The sequence below is a fragment of the Chlorobium sp. genome, assembly GCF_021740465.1.
In the GTDB taxonomy this organism is placed as follows: Bacteria; Bacteroidota; Chlorobiia; order Chlorobiales; family Chlorobiaceae; genus Chlorobium.
Window position 1 is genome coordinate 43,203 of the sequence record NZ_JAIOZR010000002.1, and the last position, 18,158, is coordinate 61,360.

16 protein-coding genes are annotated in these 18,158 nt (G+C 48.8%); 9 read left to right on the top strand and 7 right to left on the bottom strand.

Annotated elements, in window-relative coordinates; genetic code table 11:
• Positions 1-4: 4 nt before the first annotated feature.
• From yidC to rpmH, 4 genes are all read right to left on the bottom strand, one after another.
• Entirely contained in the window at positions 5-1,765 is a 1,761-nt protein-coding gene (gene yidC, locus K9G39_RS01280; RefSeq protein ID WP_292003113.1) for a membrane protein insertase YidC, read from the bottom strand.
• On the bottom strand, positions 1,758-2,033 hold the full coding sequence (gene yidD, locus K9G39_RS01285) for a membrane protein insertion efficiency factor YidD (RefSeq protein WP_292003214.1): 276 nt from the start codon (positions 2,031-2,033) through the stop codon (positions 1,758-1,760). Before yidD ends, yidC begins: the two co-directional genes overlap by 8 nt.
• 85 nt (positions 2,034-2,118) lie before the next feature.
• Positions 2,119-2,526, bottom strand: coding sequence for a ribonuclease P protein component (locus K9G39_RS01290; protein WP_292003215.1), 408 nt, complete (start codon positions 2,524-2,526; stop codon positions 2,119-2,121).
• 66 nt (positions 2,527-2,592) lie between these two features.
• Positions 2,593-2,754 (bottom strand): 50S ribosomal protein L34, encoded by a 162-nt coding sequence (gene rpmH / locus K9G39_RS01295; protein ID WP_292003114.1) that lies wholly within the window; start codon positions 2,752-2,754, stop codon positions 2,593-2,595.
• Between the two features lie 443 nt (positions 2,755-3,197).
• Here rpmH and dnaA point away from each other — a divergent pair, with 443 nt between their 5' ends.
• The 4 genes from dnaA (at position 3,198) to K9G39_RS01315 (ending at position 7,500) form a co-directional block, all read left to right on the top strand.
• Positions 3,198-4,673, top strand: a complete 1,476-nt coding sequence (gene dnaA / locus K9G39_RS01300) for a chromosomal replication initiator protein DnaA (RefSeq protein WP_292003115.1) — start codon at positions 3,198-3,200, stop codon at positions 4,671-4,673.
• 289 nt (positions 4,674-4,962) lie between these two features.
• On the top strand, positions 4,963-6,087 hold the full coding sequence (gene dnaN, locus K9G39_RS01305) for a DNA polymerase III subunit beta (protein WP_292003216.1): 1,125 nt from the start codon (positions 4,963-4,965) through the stop codon (positions 6,085-6,087).
• Between the two features lie 16 nt (positions 6,088-6,103).
• On the top strand, positions 6,104-7,195 hold the full coding sequence (recF, locus tag K9G39_RS01310) for a DNA replication and repair protein RecF (RefSeq protein WP_292003116.1): 1,092 nt from the start codon (positions 6,104-6,106) through the stop codon (positions 7,193-7,195).
• The gene (locus K9G39_RS01315; RefSeq protein WP_292003117.1) at positions 7,192-7,500 is read left to right on the top strand and encodes a DUF721 domain-containing protein; all 309 of its coding nucleotides are present in this window, start codon (positions 7,192-7,194) and stop codon (positions 7,498-7,500) included. The genes recF and K9G39_RS01315 overlap by 4 nt, the downstream gene beginning before the upstream one ends.
• A gap of 40 nt (positions 7,501-7,540) precedes the next feature.
• Here the strand turns inward: K9G39_RS01315 and K9G39_RS01320 are convergent, their stop codons facing one another.
• The 3 genes from K9G39_RS01320 to mnmG all read right to left on the bottom strand — a co-directional run bounded on the left by K9G39_RS01320 (position 7,541) and on the right by mnmG (position 13,179).
• Positions 7,541-8,764, bottom strand: a complete 1,224-nt coding sequence (locus K9G39_RS01320) for an FprA family A-type flavoprotein (RefSeq protein WP_292003118.1) — start codon at positions 8,762-8,764, stop codon at positions 7,541-7,543.
• A gap of 96 nt (positions 8,765-8,860) precedes the next feature.
• Entirely contained in the window at positions 8,861-11,251 is a 2,391-nt protein-coding gene (locus K9G39_RS01325) for a DNA polymerase domain-containing protein (RefSeq protein ID WP_292003119.1), read from the bottom strand.
• Positions 11,252-11,313: 62 nt separating this feature from the next.
• Positions 11,314-13,179 carry a tRNA uridine-5-carboxymethylaminomethyl(34) synthesis enzyme MnmG gene (gene mnmG, locus K9G39_RS01330; RefSeq protein ID WP_292003120.1) on the bottom strand — a complete coding sequence of 622 codons (1,866 nt, stop codon included), beginning with the start codon at positions 13,177-13,179 and terminating at the stop codon, positions 11,314-11,316.
• A gap of 438 nt (positions 13,180-13,617) precedes the next feature.
• Between mnmG and K9G39_RS01335 the strand changes: the two genes are divergently transcribed.
• From K9G39_RS01335 to secD, 5 genes are all read left to right on the top strand, one after another.
• Positions 13,618-14,055, top strand: a complete 438-nt coding sequence (locus K9G39_RS01335; protein WP_292003121.1) for a thiosulfate oxidation carrier protein SoxY — start codon at positions 13,618-13,620, stop codon at positions 14,053-14,055.
• A 30-nt stretch (positions 14,056-14,085) separates the two neighbouring features.
• Positions 14,086-14,382: a thiosulfate oxidation carrier complex protein SoxZ gene (gene soxZ / locus K9G39_RS01340; RefSeq protein ID WP_292003122.1), complete on the top strand. Its 297-nt coding sequence runs from the start codon at positions 14,086-14,088 to the stop codon at positions 14,380-14,382.
• 80 nt (positions 14,383-14,462) lie between these two features.
• Positions 14,463-14,819, top strand: a complete 357-nt coding sequence (locus K9G39_RS01345) for a c-type cytochrome (RefSeq protein WP_292003123.1) — start codon at positions 14,463-14,465, stop codon at positions 14,817-14,819.
• 15 nt (positions 14,820-14,834) lie between these two features.
• Complete coding sequence (locus K9G39_RS01350) at positions 14,835-16,127, top strand: NAD(P)/FAD-dependent oxidoreductase (protein ID WP_292003124.1); 1,293 nt, start codon at positions 14,835-14,837, stop codon at positions 16,125-16,127.
• Between the two features lie 168 nt (positions 16,128-16,295).
• The gene (secD, locus tag K9G39_RS01355) at positions 16,296-18,137 is read left to right on the top strand and encodes a protein translocase subunit SecD (RefSeq protein WP_292003125.1); all 1,842 of its coding nucleotides are present in this window, start codon (positions 16,296-16,298) and stop codon (positions 18,135-18,137) included.
• The last annotated feature ends 21 nt before the right edge of the window (positions 18,138-18,158 follow it).

Genomic DNA, 18,158 nt, shown 5'->3' on the forward strand with positions numbered 1-18,158 from the left:
TGCCTTACTTTTTAGGGCTCCCTTTCTTCTTTTTCGGAGCTGCGGCTGCAGCGGCTGCAGCAAGTGCCGCCTGGGGCACATCGTCGGCCGAGGTGGTGGAATTGATGTAGAACTGCTGGGCAACGCTGAAAATATTGAACATCAGGTAATACAGACCAAGACCTGCGGGAAGGTTGTTGAAAAACAGGAGCATCATTACCGGAAAAATATAGAGCATCACCTTCATCTGCTCATTGCTCTGGGCGGTCGGGGTGATTTTCTGCTGTATGAACACCGTTATGCCCATGAGAATCGGAAATATAGCTATATGATCGCCATAAACAGGGATACTGAACCCGAAGTCGAGAATGGAATCGGGAACCGAAAGATCCTTCGCCCAGAGAAAACCATGGTGGCGAAGCTGAATCGAGGAGCGGAACACATAGAACATCGCAAACAGAAGCGGCATCTGAAGCACCACCGGCAGACATCCTCCGAGCGGATTGACCCCGGCCTCCTTGTAGATGCGACCAAGTTCGCTTTGCAGCTTTGCGGGATTATCCTTGTACTTCTCCTGGAGATCCTTGAGAACAGGCTGAAGGGCGGCCATTTTTTTCATGGACTTCGTCGATGCCATCGACAGCGGATAGGTAACAAGTTTGATGAGCAGGGCGAAAATAATGATGATCAGGCCGTAGTTGCTCACAAAACCGTTCATCCAGGTAAAAACCGGCAGAATGATATACTCTGCAAACGGTCTGGTAAGCCAGTCCCATCCGAAATCCATGATTTTTTCAAGACCGGCGCCAAGCTTTTTGACGGTATTGTAATCAAGAGGGCCAATATAGAGGGTGTAGTGGTCACGGGCGATGCTCCCGGTGGAAGGAACTCCCATCTTGAGCGAAGCAAGATAGTTCTCGAAATGTCCCGAGTCCCTCTTGCCCTCGAGGTAGATGCCGTCAGTTTTGCTTCCGGGAATCAGCGCTGCGGCAAAATACTTGTTGCGCACAGCAACCCATCCAGCCTCTCCGGACTGCTCCTCACGATAGGACTGGTTCTCCTTGGCAGCATCCATTTTCACCAGGCTGCCACCGAGATAGGCTCCGGCAAGCGCATTCTGCGACTCATCCTCCCGGTTTTTTTCGGAGTAGGTCAATCCTCCGTCCCACTGAAGCTGATACTCGTTACCTGCAAGGGCGTTATTGAAACCGGTAAGCTTTACATCGTAGTCAACCTTGTAGCTGTTTCCGGAAAAGCGATAAGTTATATCGATAGCCTGCTGCGGACCGACGTCGAGCCGGTATGCGATAACCGCACTCCGGGAGCCACTCAAGGTGGTACGTTTTTCCGAGAAAAGAGGCCTGAAATAAAGGTCTCTTGTATCAATTTTTATGCCCTCGTTGTTCAGAAAGAGAAGGGAGAGCGCCCCTTTTTCCGGAGCACTGACCAGATTGAAGGGCTGCATCTTGCCGTCAAGATGTTTCTTGAGTACCACCGACTTGATAGTGGCACCTTTGGAAGAGAGCGTGATTGTGAAGAGATCGTTGTCAACCCTCACCAGTTCTTCCCTGCCACTGGAAACCGCAGCGAAAGCCCCGAACGTATCGGAGGCAGGCTTCAGCGATATCGGAGCAGCCCTTTCATCACCAGGTTCGGCAAGTTCCGTTTTCGCGCCCCGAGGTGATTTATTCTCCTGAAGATCTTTTTTTTCCGGCGACATAAACTGCAGCCAGACAATCATGATCAAAGCAATCAGCGCAAGACCTGTCACTGAATTTCTATCCATTGTCGCCTTCTTTTAGGTTGTCCGGTTTTCTGCCGGATTGTAACGGCACCGGATCATATCCGCCTTTTGAAAAAGGATTACAGCGAAGAATCCTCCATATTGTCAGACATGATGCATAAAAAAAATTGTGCGCATCGTACGCTTCAAGCGCATACTGCGAACAGGTAGGGTAATATCTGCAGGATGGGCCGAGGAGGGGTGAAAGGTAGGCACGGTAAAACCTGATCAATACTATCGGCACCAGATTTACTATCCTCCTCAATGACATGCTCTCCATGATTAAATGCTTCATGACAAAACAGCTTGATACTCTGTTTTCAAGCCGGAAATCCCCTTTCGCACGCCCGAAAAACTCAGCAGCTTTTGATAGTACGCAATAATCTTCTGATTTCCCTTCGTAAAACGGCAAAGTCAGGAAACCGTTCACCGGCACCTGTGTAGATAAATGCCAGACAGAGCTGCCCACCTGGGCACTCTTTACCATCCGACTCTATATTTTCCGACAATACGCCCTTCTCCTGACGATAAGCCTCCCTCATCAGCCGCTTGATCCTGTTGCGTCTTACCGCATCATGCACGGTTTTGCGGCTCACGGCAAACAGTGCTGCCAGCTGAGCCTCACCGGAAGACCGTCCGCTTTCGGCAAATGAGTATACAACCCTGACATACTCCCCTTTCAGTTTTTTCCTGCTCCTGAAAAGTTCGGATATCTGTTGCTTTTTTCTCAGTATTTCATGCTTTCGCAGTGAATTGACATGCACTATGGTCAAGACGTAAAAGAGCGAAGTTGAGAAAAAGAAACCCCCTACAGGCTTCTGATGCGGAAATTACTTGACCGCAGTGCCCATTTCGCTGCTGACAGAAAGACGGTGACGGCCTTTCGCCCTTCTTGAGGCAAGAACCCTGCGACCGTTTTTTGTGGCCATCCTCTGCCTGAATCCGTGCTTGTTCCTTCTTTTTCTATTGCTTGGCTGAAATGTTCTTTTCATCGCTCCTTACTCCGGACGTTTTGAGATAATGTAAAAAATCTGGGCTCCCAATGTAGCACATTATACGCTTATAAGCAAATAGCTGACGAGCCGCCACAGATATCCCTCAATGCAGGAAAAAATTCGCAGCGGCAGGTTACGATGCAGGTTACCGGGAATGTTGATAACTTGTGGATAAAAAAACTTCTCCCCCCGGAAACCCAAAGAGAGCGCAGATTCGCACTTGTCAACAGGTGTGGATAAAAAATATGCTCAACTCATGTAACAACATAAATAAAAACAAGATAAGCTGTTGATAACTATCAATAACCCCCGTACCGCATACCCGTGATTTTTCAACATGCAAATTGTTTTTTATCCACCGAAAACACTAACTTATGAACATTCAATGTTGATAGATTTGTTCTTTGCCTTGTTTCCCCCCCCTACAAACTTAGCTCTGTATGCCCGAAACAATCACAAAAGTACAAACAGGAGTCCCCATCAATAAGCACCTGAAAAATGCTTTCCTGGAGCATCAGGTATGGTCGTCATGCCTTGAGACTATAAAGGACAAAATCAATCCCCTTGCGTTCAAAACCTGGTTTCTGCCCATAAAGCCCGTCGGTTTTTCCGGTAACGAGCTGACTATAGAGGTTCCGAGCCAGTTCTTTTATGAATGGATCGAAGAAAACTACTCCTCCTATCTGAAACAGACGCTGAAAGAGGTCATCGGTCCCGATGCCAAGCTCATGTACTCGATTGTCATGGATAAATCCCAGGGACAACCTGTTACCATCGAGCTGCCTCACCAGAATGCCATTTCCGACGAATGTCTTTCCGAAAAACAGGAAAAACGTTGCAATGCAGCAAACCAGCAGGATTTCCAGAGAAATCTCATGCGTTTCGAAACGCATCTGAACACGAAATACACCTTTGAGACTCTTATCAGAGGAGACTGTAACTCCCTGGCTTTTGCCGCCTCGAAATCCATAGCGCAGAATCCGGGACAAAACGCCTTCAATCCTCTGGTTATCTACGGCGGTGTCGGTCTCGGCAAAACACACATGATCCAGGCCATAGGGAACAGCGTGCGCGCAAACTGTCTTTCTGAAAAGGTGTTGTATGTTTCAAGTGAAAAATTTGCCATCGATTTCGTTAACGCCATCCAGAACGGGAAAATTCAGGAATTCTCCTCATTTTACCGCACCATCGATGTTCTGATCATTGACGACATTCAGTTTTTTGCCGGCAAGGAGAAAACCCAGGAAGAAATTTTCCATATCTTCAACACCCTGCACCAGTCCAACAAGCAGATCATTCTCTCGGCCGACCGTCCGATAAAAGAGATCAAGGGCATTGAAGATCGCCTCATATCACGTTTCAACTGGGGCCTCTCCGCCGATATTCAGCCACCGGACTACGAAACCAGAAAAGCCATCATTCTCAGCAAGCTGCATCAGAGTGGAGTCAATCTTGACGATACCGTCATTGAATTCATAGCCACCAATGTTACCGAAAATGTCAGGGAACTCGAAGGATGCATCGTCAAACTGCTTGCCGCCCAGTCGCTGGACAATCAGGAAATCGATCTGCAGTTCACCAAATCGACCCTTAAGGACATCATCAGGCATACAACCAAACAACTGACGCTCGACACCATTGAAAAAGCGGTCTGCTCTTTCTACAGCATAACCCCGAACGATCTCAAGGGAAAATCGAAGAAAAAAGAGATCGCCGCAGGCAGACAGATGGCAATGTACCTCGGAAAACTTCTCACGGACTCTTCACTTAAAACCATCGGCCTCCATTTCGGAGGCCGCGATCACTCGACGGTCATTCATGCGCTCAACACCATAGAGAAGCGTGTTGAAGGGGTTGGCGACGAAAGGAAAAAAATTGAGGAACTGAAAAAGAGGATCGAGATTCTCTCGATGTAATACAGGTTGTTGCTGTGCACTACCTGTTGATTAGGTGTTGAGGCCCTGTTGGTAACAGGAAGGTTGCTAACAGGGTGGAGTGATGAAAAAAATTCACCAACAATAAGCCAACAGTACACATCTCCGGTAGCAAACAGGTTATCAACAGGTCGCAAGTATGCTGGATATTTTTTAAACTCCTGTATAAAAAAGGGTTACTATCTTTTCGGTAGGGGATATCAAGATTTCCACACCCTCAACAATAACAACAAGTTTTTAAAACATTATTAAATAGCTAAAGAGTACGATGATGCAATTTTCTTCAACCATAAGGCAGATGCAGGATGCGGTCAGTAAAGTATCACAGGCCATTCCGGCAAAAACTATCGATCCGCGTTACGACAATGTTCATTTGAACCTCGAAAATGGTCTCCTTACCCTTTTTGCCACGGACGGGGAACTTGCCATTACTGCTAAATGTCCAGTAGAGACTTCCGATACAGGAAACATTGGCATCAAGGCTAAAACCCTTCAGGATTTTCTCCGGAGCATGTACGATACTCCGGTCAGTTTTGCCATCAACCGTCAGGAGATAAGTGACCACGGTACGGTTTCCATTTCCACCGATAAAGGGCGTTATAAAATCCCCTGTCTTTTCGAAAGTAAACCGGAGAAAACCGAGAAATCGTATGCCATCACGCTTGAACTGAAAACCGAAGAACTTCAGGATCTGATCCAGAAAACCATCTTCGCCTGCAGTGTTGACGGGATGAGACCAGCTATGATGGGTGTGCTTTTCGAGCTTGAAGAGAACAGCATTACCGGAGTTTCAACTGATGGTCACCGACTGGTGCGTTGCAGAAAGCCCATTAACGCAGAGATAGCAGAAAAGCAGAAAATCGTCGTTCCGGCTCGCGTACTCTCGATTATCCAGAAACTTGCCCAGAACGATACTGTTGTCATGTCCATCGACGAAGATCATCGTTCAGTATGTTACAGCTGCGACAACGTCGTGCTTGAAGCCGCTCTTATCGTAGAACCTTACCCCAATTATGAAGCGGTCATCCCTGTAGAGCACGATAAAAAGCTTGTTGCCCCGAGAACTGACATATATGATTCGGTACGAAGAGTAGGGCGTTTTTCCAGTATCGGCGACATCAAGATCGACGTCAGCGGTACAACGCTGAAAATAATGGCGGAAAACACCAATGAAGGGGAATCCGCACAGGAGGAACTGACCTGCAATTATAGCGGAGAACCCATTACAATCGGTTTCAATGCAAAATTTATTGAAGCCGCTCTCGCCCATATCGACCAGAGTGAAATTATCATGGAACTGAAAAGTCCCACAACGGCGGTCATTTTCAAACCCGGTACAGCAAAGGAGCAGGAAGAGTTGATCATACTTGTCATGCCTGTTCGCATCAATAATTGAGCTGAGAGGCAGGTTATTGAAACTTGAACAGATACAGTTCGTTCATTTCAGGAATCACGCTTCCCTGACCTTTGTTCCGTCTGGAGGTATAAATCTCATATACGGGCCGAACGGTTCAGGGAAAACCTCGATTCTCGAAGGAATACACTACTGTGCATTGACAAAGGGTTTCGTCAGCGCTTACGACATCGAGTGCCTGAAGGAGGGGAACCTTTTTTTTCTCGTTAAAGGGAAGTTTGCAAGTGAAAGTGGAACAGAAACTGAGGTAAAAGTCTCCTACAGCCGTCAAAACGGCAAGCAGTTGAACGTTAATTCCAGGAATATCGCTACTTTTTCATCACATATCGGCGTTATTCCCTGCATTACCTTTTCTCCCTCCGACCTCTCGATTATTGCCGGATCCCCCGCGGAGCGGAGGCGTTTTCTTGATAATGCGATCTGTCAGACCGACACCAGGTATCTGGATGCTCTTCTCAATTACCGGAGAATCCTGCAGCAGCGTAATGCCCTTCTGTTTCAGATAAGAGAACATCGCTCGGGTATGGAGATGCTCGATATTCTCACTGAACAGATTGCTGAACATGCTGCTTGCATAGTCAGCGCAAGAATACGGTTCATAAGGGAGATTCTTCCGCTTACGGAAGCAAATCTTGTAGCGGTTTCGGCCGGAGAAACACCCCACATTTCATACCGTTGTTCATTTTTTTCGCATGATAACTCTGAACTGCCCGATCAGCTTTCGCGGCTCTTCAAAGAAAGGATACGGGAAAAACGGCAGGAAGAAATTTCAAGAGCCCAGACGGCAATAGGACCGCACAGGGATGATCTGTTGTTTTTTCTGAATGAAAAAGAGATAAAGAAATATGCATCACAGGGCCAGAAAAGAAGTTTTATCATTACTCTGAAACTTGCTCTCTATCGTTACTTTCTTGACAAACTCGATGAACAGCCGATCTGTCTTTTTGACGATCTGTTCAGTGAACTCGATCACCACAGGGTGGACGCCCTTCTTCTGCTGCTTTCCGGTTTTGGACAAAGCATCATTACGACAACGGAAAAAAGAGAGATAGCAGGTGTTTCGGCACTCAATATTTGTGAAATAGCATGACAACCGGTCTCAAAAAGACAAAAAAGGCTCCCAGACGGATTTCACTGATTGTCGAGGAGGTTTTCAGCGGCCTTGGTCTGGATGATGCACGCGAGCAATACCGGGCACTTCATCTCTGGAGGGAGATTGTTGGCGAAACCATAGCGGCGGAGACTATAGTTGAAAGGCTCACGGATGGACAGCTTTTCATTCGGGTAAAAAATTCCGTGTGGAGAATGGAGCTGAACTTCCGCAAGAAGGAACTTGCCAGTAAGATCAACAGTTTTCTCGGCAAGGAGGCGGTAAGGGAGATCGTTTTCAGATAAAAAAGAGCCGCACCTGTCTGATGCGGCTCCTGAAAGAACGCTACAGATTGCAGCTCAGCTGGTACATGTCGATCATCTTTTCCGCGAATGATTTGCCGAAAGCAATGCACTCCTCGAATTCAGCTTCATGAGGCTGGAACTTGATACGGACATTTTTTTCGAAAACATGCAGTTTGAGCAGTGAAAAGTTAGTTTCGATCATTTTTACGCCCTCACCGCTCCAGCCGTATGATCCGAAAGCGGCAGCGAGCTTTCCTTTGTCGCGAATGGGATTGACGGCGGCAAAAAGCTGATAGATCTGCGTAAGGATATTCTGGTTAATGGTAGGAGAGCCGACAATGATACCCGAGCAATGGGCGATTTTATCTTCAAGCTTCGAAAAATGTATGTTTTCGACGTCGCAGATGTCGATGGTGAAATCACACGACTGCTGCAGTCCCTCGGCTATCTTGCGCGCAAGAATAGTTGTGTTTTCGTAAGCCGACACATAGGCGATAAGAATGTTTTTTTCATTGGGAAGAGCGATGGCGTTCGAGGCATAGCGATGTGAAAGATCGACATATTTTTTCCAGTTAGAACGAAGGATCGGTCCGTGTCCCGGGCAGATAACCTTTATGTCGAGAGGCTTGATCTTTTCGATGGCCTGAAGCATGTACTTGCTGAACGGCCTGAGAATCGCGTCGAAATAGTAGGTGAAGGCATCGTCAAAATCGCCGACAAGGTCATCATACATCGCTTCGTGGGAAAAATGGGACCCGAAGGAATCGCAGGTGAAGAGAACCCGGTCTTCTTCCAGCCAGGTGTAGATGGTATCGGGCCAGTGAAGGTTAGGGGCGCCGATAAAATGAAGTGTCTTGTTGCCCAGGTCCAGTGTATCGCCGTTTTTAACGACGAGATGGCGGAAATCGTGACCCGTCTGGTCCCGAAGAAATTTTATGGCGTTCCCGCTGCCTACGACTGTTGCATTGGGAGCCACGCCCAGCAGATTCGACACATTGCCCGAATGGTCCGGCTCGGTGTGGTCCACAATTATGTACTCGATTTCAGAAGGATCGGTAACCTGTTTTATTTTATCAAGATAAGTAGGCCAGAACTTTGCCTTGGAGGTCTCTACAACGGTTTTTTTGTCGGCGTTGATGAAGTATGAATTGTAGGTGGTTCCATACTTCGTCTCCATGACGATATCGAAGGTGATGAGGCCGGGATCTAGTACGCCTATCCAGGTGACGTCACCGGTAACGGGAAGGATTTTATGGTCGGTCATAGCGGAAGATGAAAAAAAGTTAAAAGGTAACGTTAAAAGCTATAATGAAATACAGAAAATGAGGGCTCATAGTTCCTGAAGCCTCCAAAAAGGGGTTTAAAAAACTGTATCGCTGCTGAAGGTTTCGGGTGACGTATTTCTGCTTTCACGTATCAGCTCGATTCCTTCCGGAGAAAAGGTGAAAAGGGTATCAGCCGAGAAAATCATGCTGAAATCCTGTGGTTTGAAAAACGGAAGGAATTTCTGGCAGTGCTCGTCAAGCCTTTTCAGGTAAAAAGCGGTGTTTTCATCGGGTTTACGAGGGTCCCAGTCGGAAGCAAGGCGTCCTTTGTCGAAAAATGATGAGGCATTTCCGGAACCAGAGATATAATAGGTTATACGGTCGCCTTTTGAAAAATTCCCACCGGATTTATTGACAAGCTCGTAGGTAACCGATCTGGAGCGTTTTCCTGAACGTACGTCTTCAAGATACTGTTCCGGAGAGGATTTCAGGGTTTCTATCCTCGAAAAATCGGCGATGTCGAGCTGATGGTCAAGAATCTTCTGCCGGTAATCCATGAAGAGATCATGAAGACCGGCAATATCTTCGGACAGCAGCTTTTCAAATCCTTTTCTGATGAAATCCCGACCGAATTTTTCTCCGCTCCTGCTCGACAGTGAAGAGCCTTTGAGGGTCATGACATTGTTGTAATCCAGGAGGGCATAGTTTTTTTTAAGGTAGGAGATCATTTTCCTGTACCTGCCGTCAAAACCGATATTGATACCTTCCGGCATCCTTGTCGATACTTCGCTTACCAGTCGTCGCTCCTCTTCTTCAGTTGTTATTGCCGGAGGAGGAATAAAAAGAATGCCGTCGGTATCCACTTCGATGACGCGGCATCCCCGCGCTTCGAATTCGGCAATCATCTTTCTGGCAATATTTTGTCCCGTCGATGTTACCCTGTCGGCTTCAGCGAAATCATTGAAAATACCACCCTGGAAACCGAGATACCCATACATGGCGTTGATGAGGATTTTGAAAGAGCCCTGCATGGCATCGAAGTTCCCGGCCAGAGCGGAGTTTTTTTTCTCTCTGTTCTCTTTGCTCAGGTCTTTTGCCTTGAAACGCAGATCCCTCAAATCATGCAGAACGCCCGGAAAAACCTTCAGGGCGTCGCTTCCCGGGCAGATATTATAAGAGAGCATGATGGAGGGATAGAGGGATTCCACATCAGCATAGACAATGGGTCCGAGTACGCCTTTCAGAAAAACTTCCGTATAGCCTCCCGTAAACTGCTGTCCGGAAGAGGGCTTGGGAAGTGAATGCTTCCTGTTAAGGTACTCGCGCACGAAAAGGGCTTCGATTTTTGCCGCCGGACCAAGGCGCGAGGTCATGGCATAGGTGTATGGAAGCATCTGCGCGGTGTAAAAGTTGCTGCCGGAGAGCATTTCCGACAGGGCTCCGGTTTCGATCACATCATCAAGCGCATAGGCCAGAAGCTTTTCATGGTCGTTATCCCATGTCGATGCGATATCCTTGTAGTCAATATATGTCCGGTCAGGATCTGCAAAACCGAAATGTCGGGCGACGGCCTTCAGTCCATAGCTCGGGAGCGAGCGCTTCGATGTGTCGTAGTTCTGGATAAGAAACAGCGTATCGACGACATGGCGCCCGGGTATGTCGAAAAACGGAAAATCAATGGAGCGTTCCGCGAAACGGATACTCGAAGGATAAGTTTTAGGTTGCAGACCGTCACGGCCTATCGTAAATGCGACGCCGTGTCGTTCGCAGCGGCGCTGGAGGTAAGGTAGATCGAAGCTGAATATGTTATGGCCTTCGATAACATCAGGATCTTTAAGGGTTATCGTTCTGACTGTACGTTCGAGCAGCTCCTTTTCAGAACTGTTTTTCGAATGCAGTACCTCTTTCCAGCCGCGGTTGTCCGAAAGTGAAACTATGATTATTTCGTCCGAAAACCGGTCGTTTTCATCTCCACCTTGTTTTTCCGGCCTGTAATATGTTTCAATATCGAGCTGAAGCCGATGGAGGTTTTCAAAAAGCATCCCCTTGAAGAGCGTTTTTCCGGTTTGCAGAAAGTACTGGGTAACGGCGTCGCCCTTGCTGTAGGTCAGTGAACTGCCCTCATCCCCGGGACTTTCGGTGCTTCCGGAAAGAAGTGAGAGTTTTTTCGAGTTTATGAAATCGAGAGCCGCCCTGAAGGTTCTCCAGCTGCCGAAAATGGCCAGATACTTATAGAAATTATTTCCCTGAAGATTGACCAGCCAGAATTTCCTTTTGTCTTCAGGAATGAAGCCGTCAAGCACTGCGCTCTCGGAAAGAAAAAAGAATGGATAGAATGGGTCGTCGCGGTAGAGAACGCTTTTTCCTTTACGGAAAAATATTCTGATATGTGTGTCGGAGAGCTGGTAGGCACCAACTATGCTCTCCTCCTTGTCTTTACCGAAAAGAAGATTGTTGTCAAGAATGTCATGAATAAATTTGTCCATGAACATGCAGGGTGAAAATGAATGAAGCATTCCGATGTTTCACGTGAAACATCGGATGACGATTACCGTCCAATTTTAATCATAAGAACGGAGATATCCGAAGGGGAAACCCCAAGGATTCTCGATGCCTGACCTATGGATTGCGGCTGGTGTTTCATGAGTTTTTCCCTTCCCTCATTTGAAAGACCCATTACCTGTGCATAAGGGAACGCCTGTGGGATCTGCAGCGATTCAAGACGGGCTATTTTTTCAGACATGAGCAGGTCCCGTTTCAGGTACCCCTCGTATTTGATATCTATTTCAACCTGCTCGAACACAAGCGGATCAGAAGTCAGACAATAGACCTGTTCGCAGAAGACAGGTGAGCACGCAAGAAGCATCCGAAAGCCTACCCCATGACGTTTAAGAATATTTGCGGCAGAAAGAGTGCCTGGAATAGTGGCAATACCATGCTCCGCGAGAACAGGATTGATCATTTCGGGCCTGAATCTGAAGCTTTCCGAAAGAGTCCTGAGTTGACGGATTGCTTCGGATTTCATTCTGCAGGCCTTCATTGAAGCTGCGGAAACAAGTCCCGATGTGAATCCGTAGTCGCACAGGCGGATATCGGCATTATCGTGACGCAGAAGGAGGCGGTGTTCTGCCGAAGAGGTGAACATGCGATAGGGTTCATCGGTATCCTTGGTAATGAGGTCATCGATGAGCACTCCGATATAGGCATCGGAACGTTTGAGGATGAGCGGGTCACGTTTTCGGATTTTGAGTGATGCGTTGATGCCCGCAATGATTCCCTGGGCCGCAGCCTCTTCATAACCGGATGTTCCGTTGATCTGCCCGGCAAAAAAAAGGTTTTCCACGATTTTCGTTTCCAGGGTGCTGCCGATCTGATAAGGGAAAAAATAATCATATTCAATGGCATAGCCAGGACGGATCATTTTAACCTGTTCAAGTCCAGGGATTGATTTCAACCCCTGGAGCTGTATGTCTTCCGGAAGCGATGTGGAAAATCCGTTCACGTACATCTCATTGGTGTCAAACCCTTCAGGTTCAAGAAAGATATGGTGGCTCTCCTTGAGGGAAAAACGGTTGATCTTGTCTTCGATTGACGGGCAGTAACGGGGGCCTGTCCCCTGGACCTTTCCGGTATAGAGGGGTGATCGGTTGAACCCCCTTCTCAGAATCTCGTGGGTAACCGCTGTCGTTTTGGTCAGATAGCAGCTCAGCTGAGGTTTTGAGGCCAGAGAGCGTGTAGAAAAGGAGAAAGGAACAGGATTGTCATCGCCTTTCTGTTCCTCTACGAGAGAATAATCCACACTCCTTTTGTCGATACGCGGCGGGGTACCTGTTTTCAGGCGCCCGTATCTGAAACCAAGTCCCGCAAGATTTTCGGTCAAACCGGTAACAGGAGGTTCGGCAATCGTTCTTCCACCGGGAAAATGATTGAGGCCGATGTGAATCAGGCCGTTCAGGAATGTTCCGCAGGTCAGAATCACCACTTTTGCCGGTATCATCGTTCCTGTTGCAACGTGAACCCCGGCAACCTTTTTCGAAAGCACATGGATTCCTGTAACCGTATCCTGCAGCAAGTCTATGTTTTCTTCTTTTTCGATGACCCGGCGCATGTACATCGTGTATTGTGTCCGGTCTGCCTGCGCTCTTGGAGAGTGCATAGCGGGTCCTTTGCTGAGGTTGAGCATGCGGAACTGAATGCCTGTGGCATCGATAGCTTTCGCCATTTCACCGCCGAGAGCATCGATTTCGCGTGTTATCTGTCCCTTTGCGACGCCTCCGATTGCCGGATTGCAGGACATTCTGGCAAGTGCCGTCAGGTCAGAGCTGATCAGCAGGCATGTTATTCCGGATCTTGCAGCCGCAAGTGCCGCCTCGCACCCGGCATGCCCGCCGCCTGCGACAATAATATCATACATGAACGGTGACGTTGTGTTTCACGTGAAACATTAAGGTTTCTTTAATGATGATTTAGAGTGATTTAAGAGTATTAAAGGGCGGTACGTAGATATCTATACGTTTTCCGGCACTATCGGCTCCAGTTTGGCCAGGTATTCGGCATTGAAATGGAATCGCTGGTTGACTGGCAATAGACAAATGTATTATAAAAAATCTCAACAGATATTCCGGATGGCAGGAGACAAGGGTTTTCGTTCAGGATAATATGTTGTTTTGCGGATGTCGAAGCCGAAAACCTGCCAAAGCATGTGAAAAGAAAGTGCATTGGAGATATAAGGGCGATGAAAAAATATTTGCATCGGGCTCTGTTTTTTTATATAATTATATAGTTATATAAAAAAACATTTTCCGCAGTTGAGCTGGTAGTGGCAGACCGCTCGTTCATTTCACCATCAATTATGAAGAGAAGAACCTTTCTGGAACGGAGTTCCATGGCAGCGGCGCTTGTTCTGTTGCGGCCATCCACGCTTGCGGCAGCCTGGAGCGAAAATCATTTTCAGCAGGTTTCCATCGAAAAGGCATTTCTTGATGTTCTCGGTACTAAAGATTTTAACAGGTCCAGCCGCATCACCATAGCCGCTCCTCCGGTTGCTTCCGACAGCTCGGCGGTTCCGGTTGAAATAAGTTCCACGATAAAGGGCGATCAACTCTATCTTTTCGTGGAAAAAAATATAACTCCACTTGTTTTCAGCTGTGCACTGCATGGCGGTGCATTGCCTTTTCTTTCACTTACCGTAAAGATGAAAGAGAGCTCGCTGCTTTACGGCGTGGTCAGGGAGGGGGGCAAATATCATATGGCATCGGTGCATGTCGATGTAGCGGTTCAGGCCTGCTGAAATCACGCCTAATAACATACAACAGCTATTATGAGAATACTCGCAAAAGAGGACGGGGGGATTGTATCGCTAAAAGTGATCATCCCGCACCCGAATGAATCGGGTACGAGAAAGGACGAGTCGGGAAAAGTTGTTCCCGCTTACTTCATCAGGGAGGGATCTGTTTTGCTGAATGGCCAGCCGCTCTTCGAACTGCAGCTCGGCCCTTCGGTTTCGAAGGATCCTTTTCTGCAGTTCAGGTTCGCCGGCAAAAAAGGGGACCGTCTGAATTTGCGGTTCATCGACAGCAGGAAGCTGGAGTATGTCGCTGAAGCGGCTGTAGTCTGACTCTTCATGCAGCAGGACGCTTGAGTAGAGTGTGTTTTTGTGCGCTTCTCTTTCAATAATCAACCAGGAGAAACATTATTATGCAGGTTACTATCAGATCGTTGCTGACGACCTGTTTCGTCTCTTCAGCTCTGCTTGGCGCAGGAGCTGAAGCTACTGCGGCAACAAATCCGGCTCAAAAAGCAATGGAACCGAACCCTCGCGGGCAGATTCTTTCGCTTTCCTGCGCCTCATGCCACGGGACTGACGGAAAGAGCGTGGGAGTTATCCCCTCGTTTTACGGGAAATCGCCAGAGTACCTTGAGACCGCACTGAAGGATTTCAAGTCCGGCAAACGGTATTCAACTGTAATGGGCAGGCATGCCAAGGGGTATAACGACGAAGAGATCCATTTGATCGCGCAGTATTTCGGAACGGTCTGGCAGAACAACAAATAAGGGGGAGATGCAAATATGAGCCATAACATTTCACGAAGGGATTTCAACAAACTCCTCGTAACGGGAGTCGCGGGTTCCGCCCTCGGCATTTTCGGTACCATAAAACCTGCTTTTGCGGCCCAGAAGCGGGTTGTCGTCATAGGCGGCGGTTTTGGCGGCGCTGCGGCTGCCAAATACCTCAAAAAGCTGGATTCATCGATATCCGTCACGCTTGTAGAGCCTAAAGCTACTTTTTATACCTGCCCGTTCAGCAACTGGGTGCTTGGAGGCATGAGAACCATGCAGGATATCGGTCATACCTATACCCTCCTGAAAAGCAAGTACGGCATCAACGTCCTGGCCGATTCCGCTACAGGTATCGATGCCGCAAAAGGCACGGTAACACTGAAGAGCGGCAAGGTGCTCAATTACGACCGTTTGATCGTTTCGCCGGGCATCGACTTCAAATGGAGCGCCATCGAGGGGTACAGCGAGAGCGTTTCGCAGACGAAAATGCCGCATGCCTATGAGGCCGGCGCTCAGACCATTCTTCTGCACAAGCAGTTGCTCGCCATGAAAAACGGCGGCAAGGTTATTATCTGTCCTCCGGGAAATCCCTTCAGGTGTCCTCCGGGTCCGTATGAAAGGGCAAGCCTCATTGCACACTACCTGAAAGCGAAAAAGCCAAAGTCGAAAATTCTCATTCTCGACGCCAAGGACAAGTTCTCCAAGCAGGGTCTTTTCAAGAAGGGATGGGATACGCTTTATCCCGGCATGATCGAATGGCGTTCAGGGCCGACCGGCGGCAAGGTTACGAAAGTTGATGCAGGTTCCATGAGCGTAACTACCGATTTCGGTGTTGAGAAGGGTGACGTCATCAATATCATTCCCCCGCAGCAGGCAGGAAAGATTGCCTTCAAGGCAGGCTTGACCGATGCCTCAGGATGGTGCCCGGTCAATCCCTCCACTTTTGAGTCTACCATTCACCCCGGTATTCACGTTATCGGAGACGCCTGTATAGCCGGCGCCATGCCGAAATCCGGTTTTGCAGCAAGCAGTCAGGGAAAGGTGGCTGCCGCCTCGATCATAAGGCTGTTCCAGGGCAAGGAGCCGGCTCCACCCTCTCTGGTGAATACCTGCTACAGTCTTATCGGAACCGATTACGGAATTTCCGTTGCCGGTGTATACAGTCTCAGCCCTACCGGCATTATCGAAGTTCCAGGATCAGGAGGACTTACGCCTATGGATGCCGATGCCGATCATCTCCGCGAAGAGGCAATGTTTGCCGAAGGATGGTACAAGAACATTTCTCAGGATATCTGGGGATAAAACGCCTTCCATCTTCTGTAAAGCCCGGTTTCAGCCGGGCTTTTTTTATGGGATTGTACAGGGTTATGCATGCGCTCAGTCAGCCGGAAGCCGGGTTGATTGTTAATCACTACCCCGTTTTATATATTGGCTGAATTATTTCCATCGCGTGAAAAGCTTTATTACATAATGAAAAATAAACCCTTCAACCTTTTTCTGATTGTTCTGGTAACGGTTGTTTCCCTCTGGTCACTCTGGCCGACCTGGCGTGATTACTCGCTATCGAAACAGCTGGACAGCTTCGCTTCAGGCGAAGACAGCCTGAAGTTCAGTCTCAGCCATCGTGACGAACTTGAAAATGCCCGCAAAAAAAGCCTCAAGCTCGGTCTCGACCTTAAGGGAGGCATGCACCTTGTCATGGAAGTCGATCAGGTAGATCTCTTCGAGCAGAAAGCCTGGAACAAGGATGCACGTTTCCACGCGATTATGGGGAGAGTTCGGCAGAAAGCCGCAACAAGCGATGCAGGAGTTATCGATCTGATTGCCGCAGAATTCAGAAAAGAGAATATCCGGCTGAGCCGATATTTTTACGATATCCGCAATACCGACGGGGAGATAACCGGCAAGCTCCAGAAGGAATCCGAGGATGCGCTCGCTCGTGCCAGGGAGATTATCCGAAACCGTATCGACCAGTACGGGGTTGCAGAACCGGTGATCACCACGCAGGGAACCCGCCGCATCATTATCGAGCTTGCCGGGATATCCGATGAAAACCGGGTGAGAAATCTCCTCAAGGGCACCGCAAAACTGGAATTCAAACTGCTCCGGGAGCCGGAAGTGCTGCTGAGGGTACTCGACAAGCTGAACACCACTCTTGCATCCCGGAGCGCAACTTCGTCCCCTGCCGTCGCCCCCGATACGACGGGCAAGGCTGTTCCCGCAGCAGGTTCGCTGCTGCCCCCGGTGAAATCCGCAACAACCACCCGTCCTCTTTATGATGTGCTCACCATACTGCAGAACGGAAATGTCTATGTTTCCGAGGAGTCAAGGGACTTTGTTTCCAGACTGTTCCAGCGAGGCGACATTCAGGCACTGATTCCCCAGGACAGCGAGCTGCTTCTGGCCGCCAAACCCGATCAGCTTCAGGACGGACGGAACTATTATCCGGTTTTTCTGGTCAGGAAAACCGCTGAATTGACGGGCGGCGTCATCACCGAAGCCAAAGCCTCGTTCAGCGCCGAAGGTGCCCAGCCGGAGGTGCTCATGGAGATGAATTCCGAAGGAACGGCCAAGTGGGCCCGTATAACCGGAGCCAATATCGGCAAGAGGGTCGCCATTGTGCTCGATGGCGCGGTTTACAGCGCTCCGGTAGTACAGTCTAAAATTCCTAACGGTAATTCTGTCATCAACGGCATCGAGAGTGTCGAAGAGGCCAAGGATCTTGAAATCGTGCTGAAGGCCGGAGCGCTGCCTGCTCCGGTGAGGATCATGGAAGAGCGTACCGTCGGGCCGTCGCTGGGCGCAGATTACATCAGGGCCGGAATGATTTCCCTTATGTGGGGCTTTCTTGCCGTATCGGTATTCATGCTGCTCTACTACCGTACCGCAGGGGTCGCGGCCGATGCTGCCCTTGTCCTGAACATTCTTGTGGTGCTTTCAGTGCTTGCCGGCTTCAATGCTTCGCTTTCGCTTCCGGGTATTGCCGGCATCGTGCTCACCATGGGTATGGCCGTTGACGCAAACGTGCTGATCTACGAGCGGATCCGGGAGGAGCTTGGCGAAGGCAAGTCGATCGTTTCGGCAGTGACCGCCGGTTACGACAAGGCGTTCTCCTCCATTCTCGACTCCCACGTCACCACGCTCGCTTCGGCATATCTGCTCTACACGTTCGGTATAGGTCCTATCCAGGGTTTTGCCGTTACCCTCATGATCGGCACGGCGGCAAGCCTGTTCACCGCCATTGTGGTGACCAAGGAGATCTTCAATTTCATGCTTTCGAAAAACATGCTTTCAGAAAAGAGTTTCGGTTAATCATTCAATGAGACACAAGCC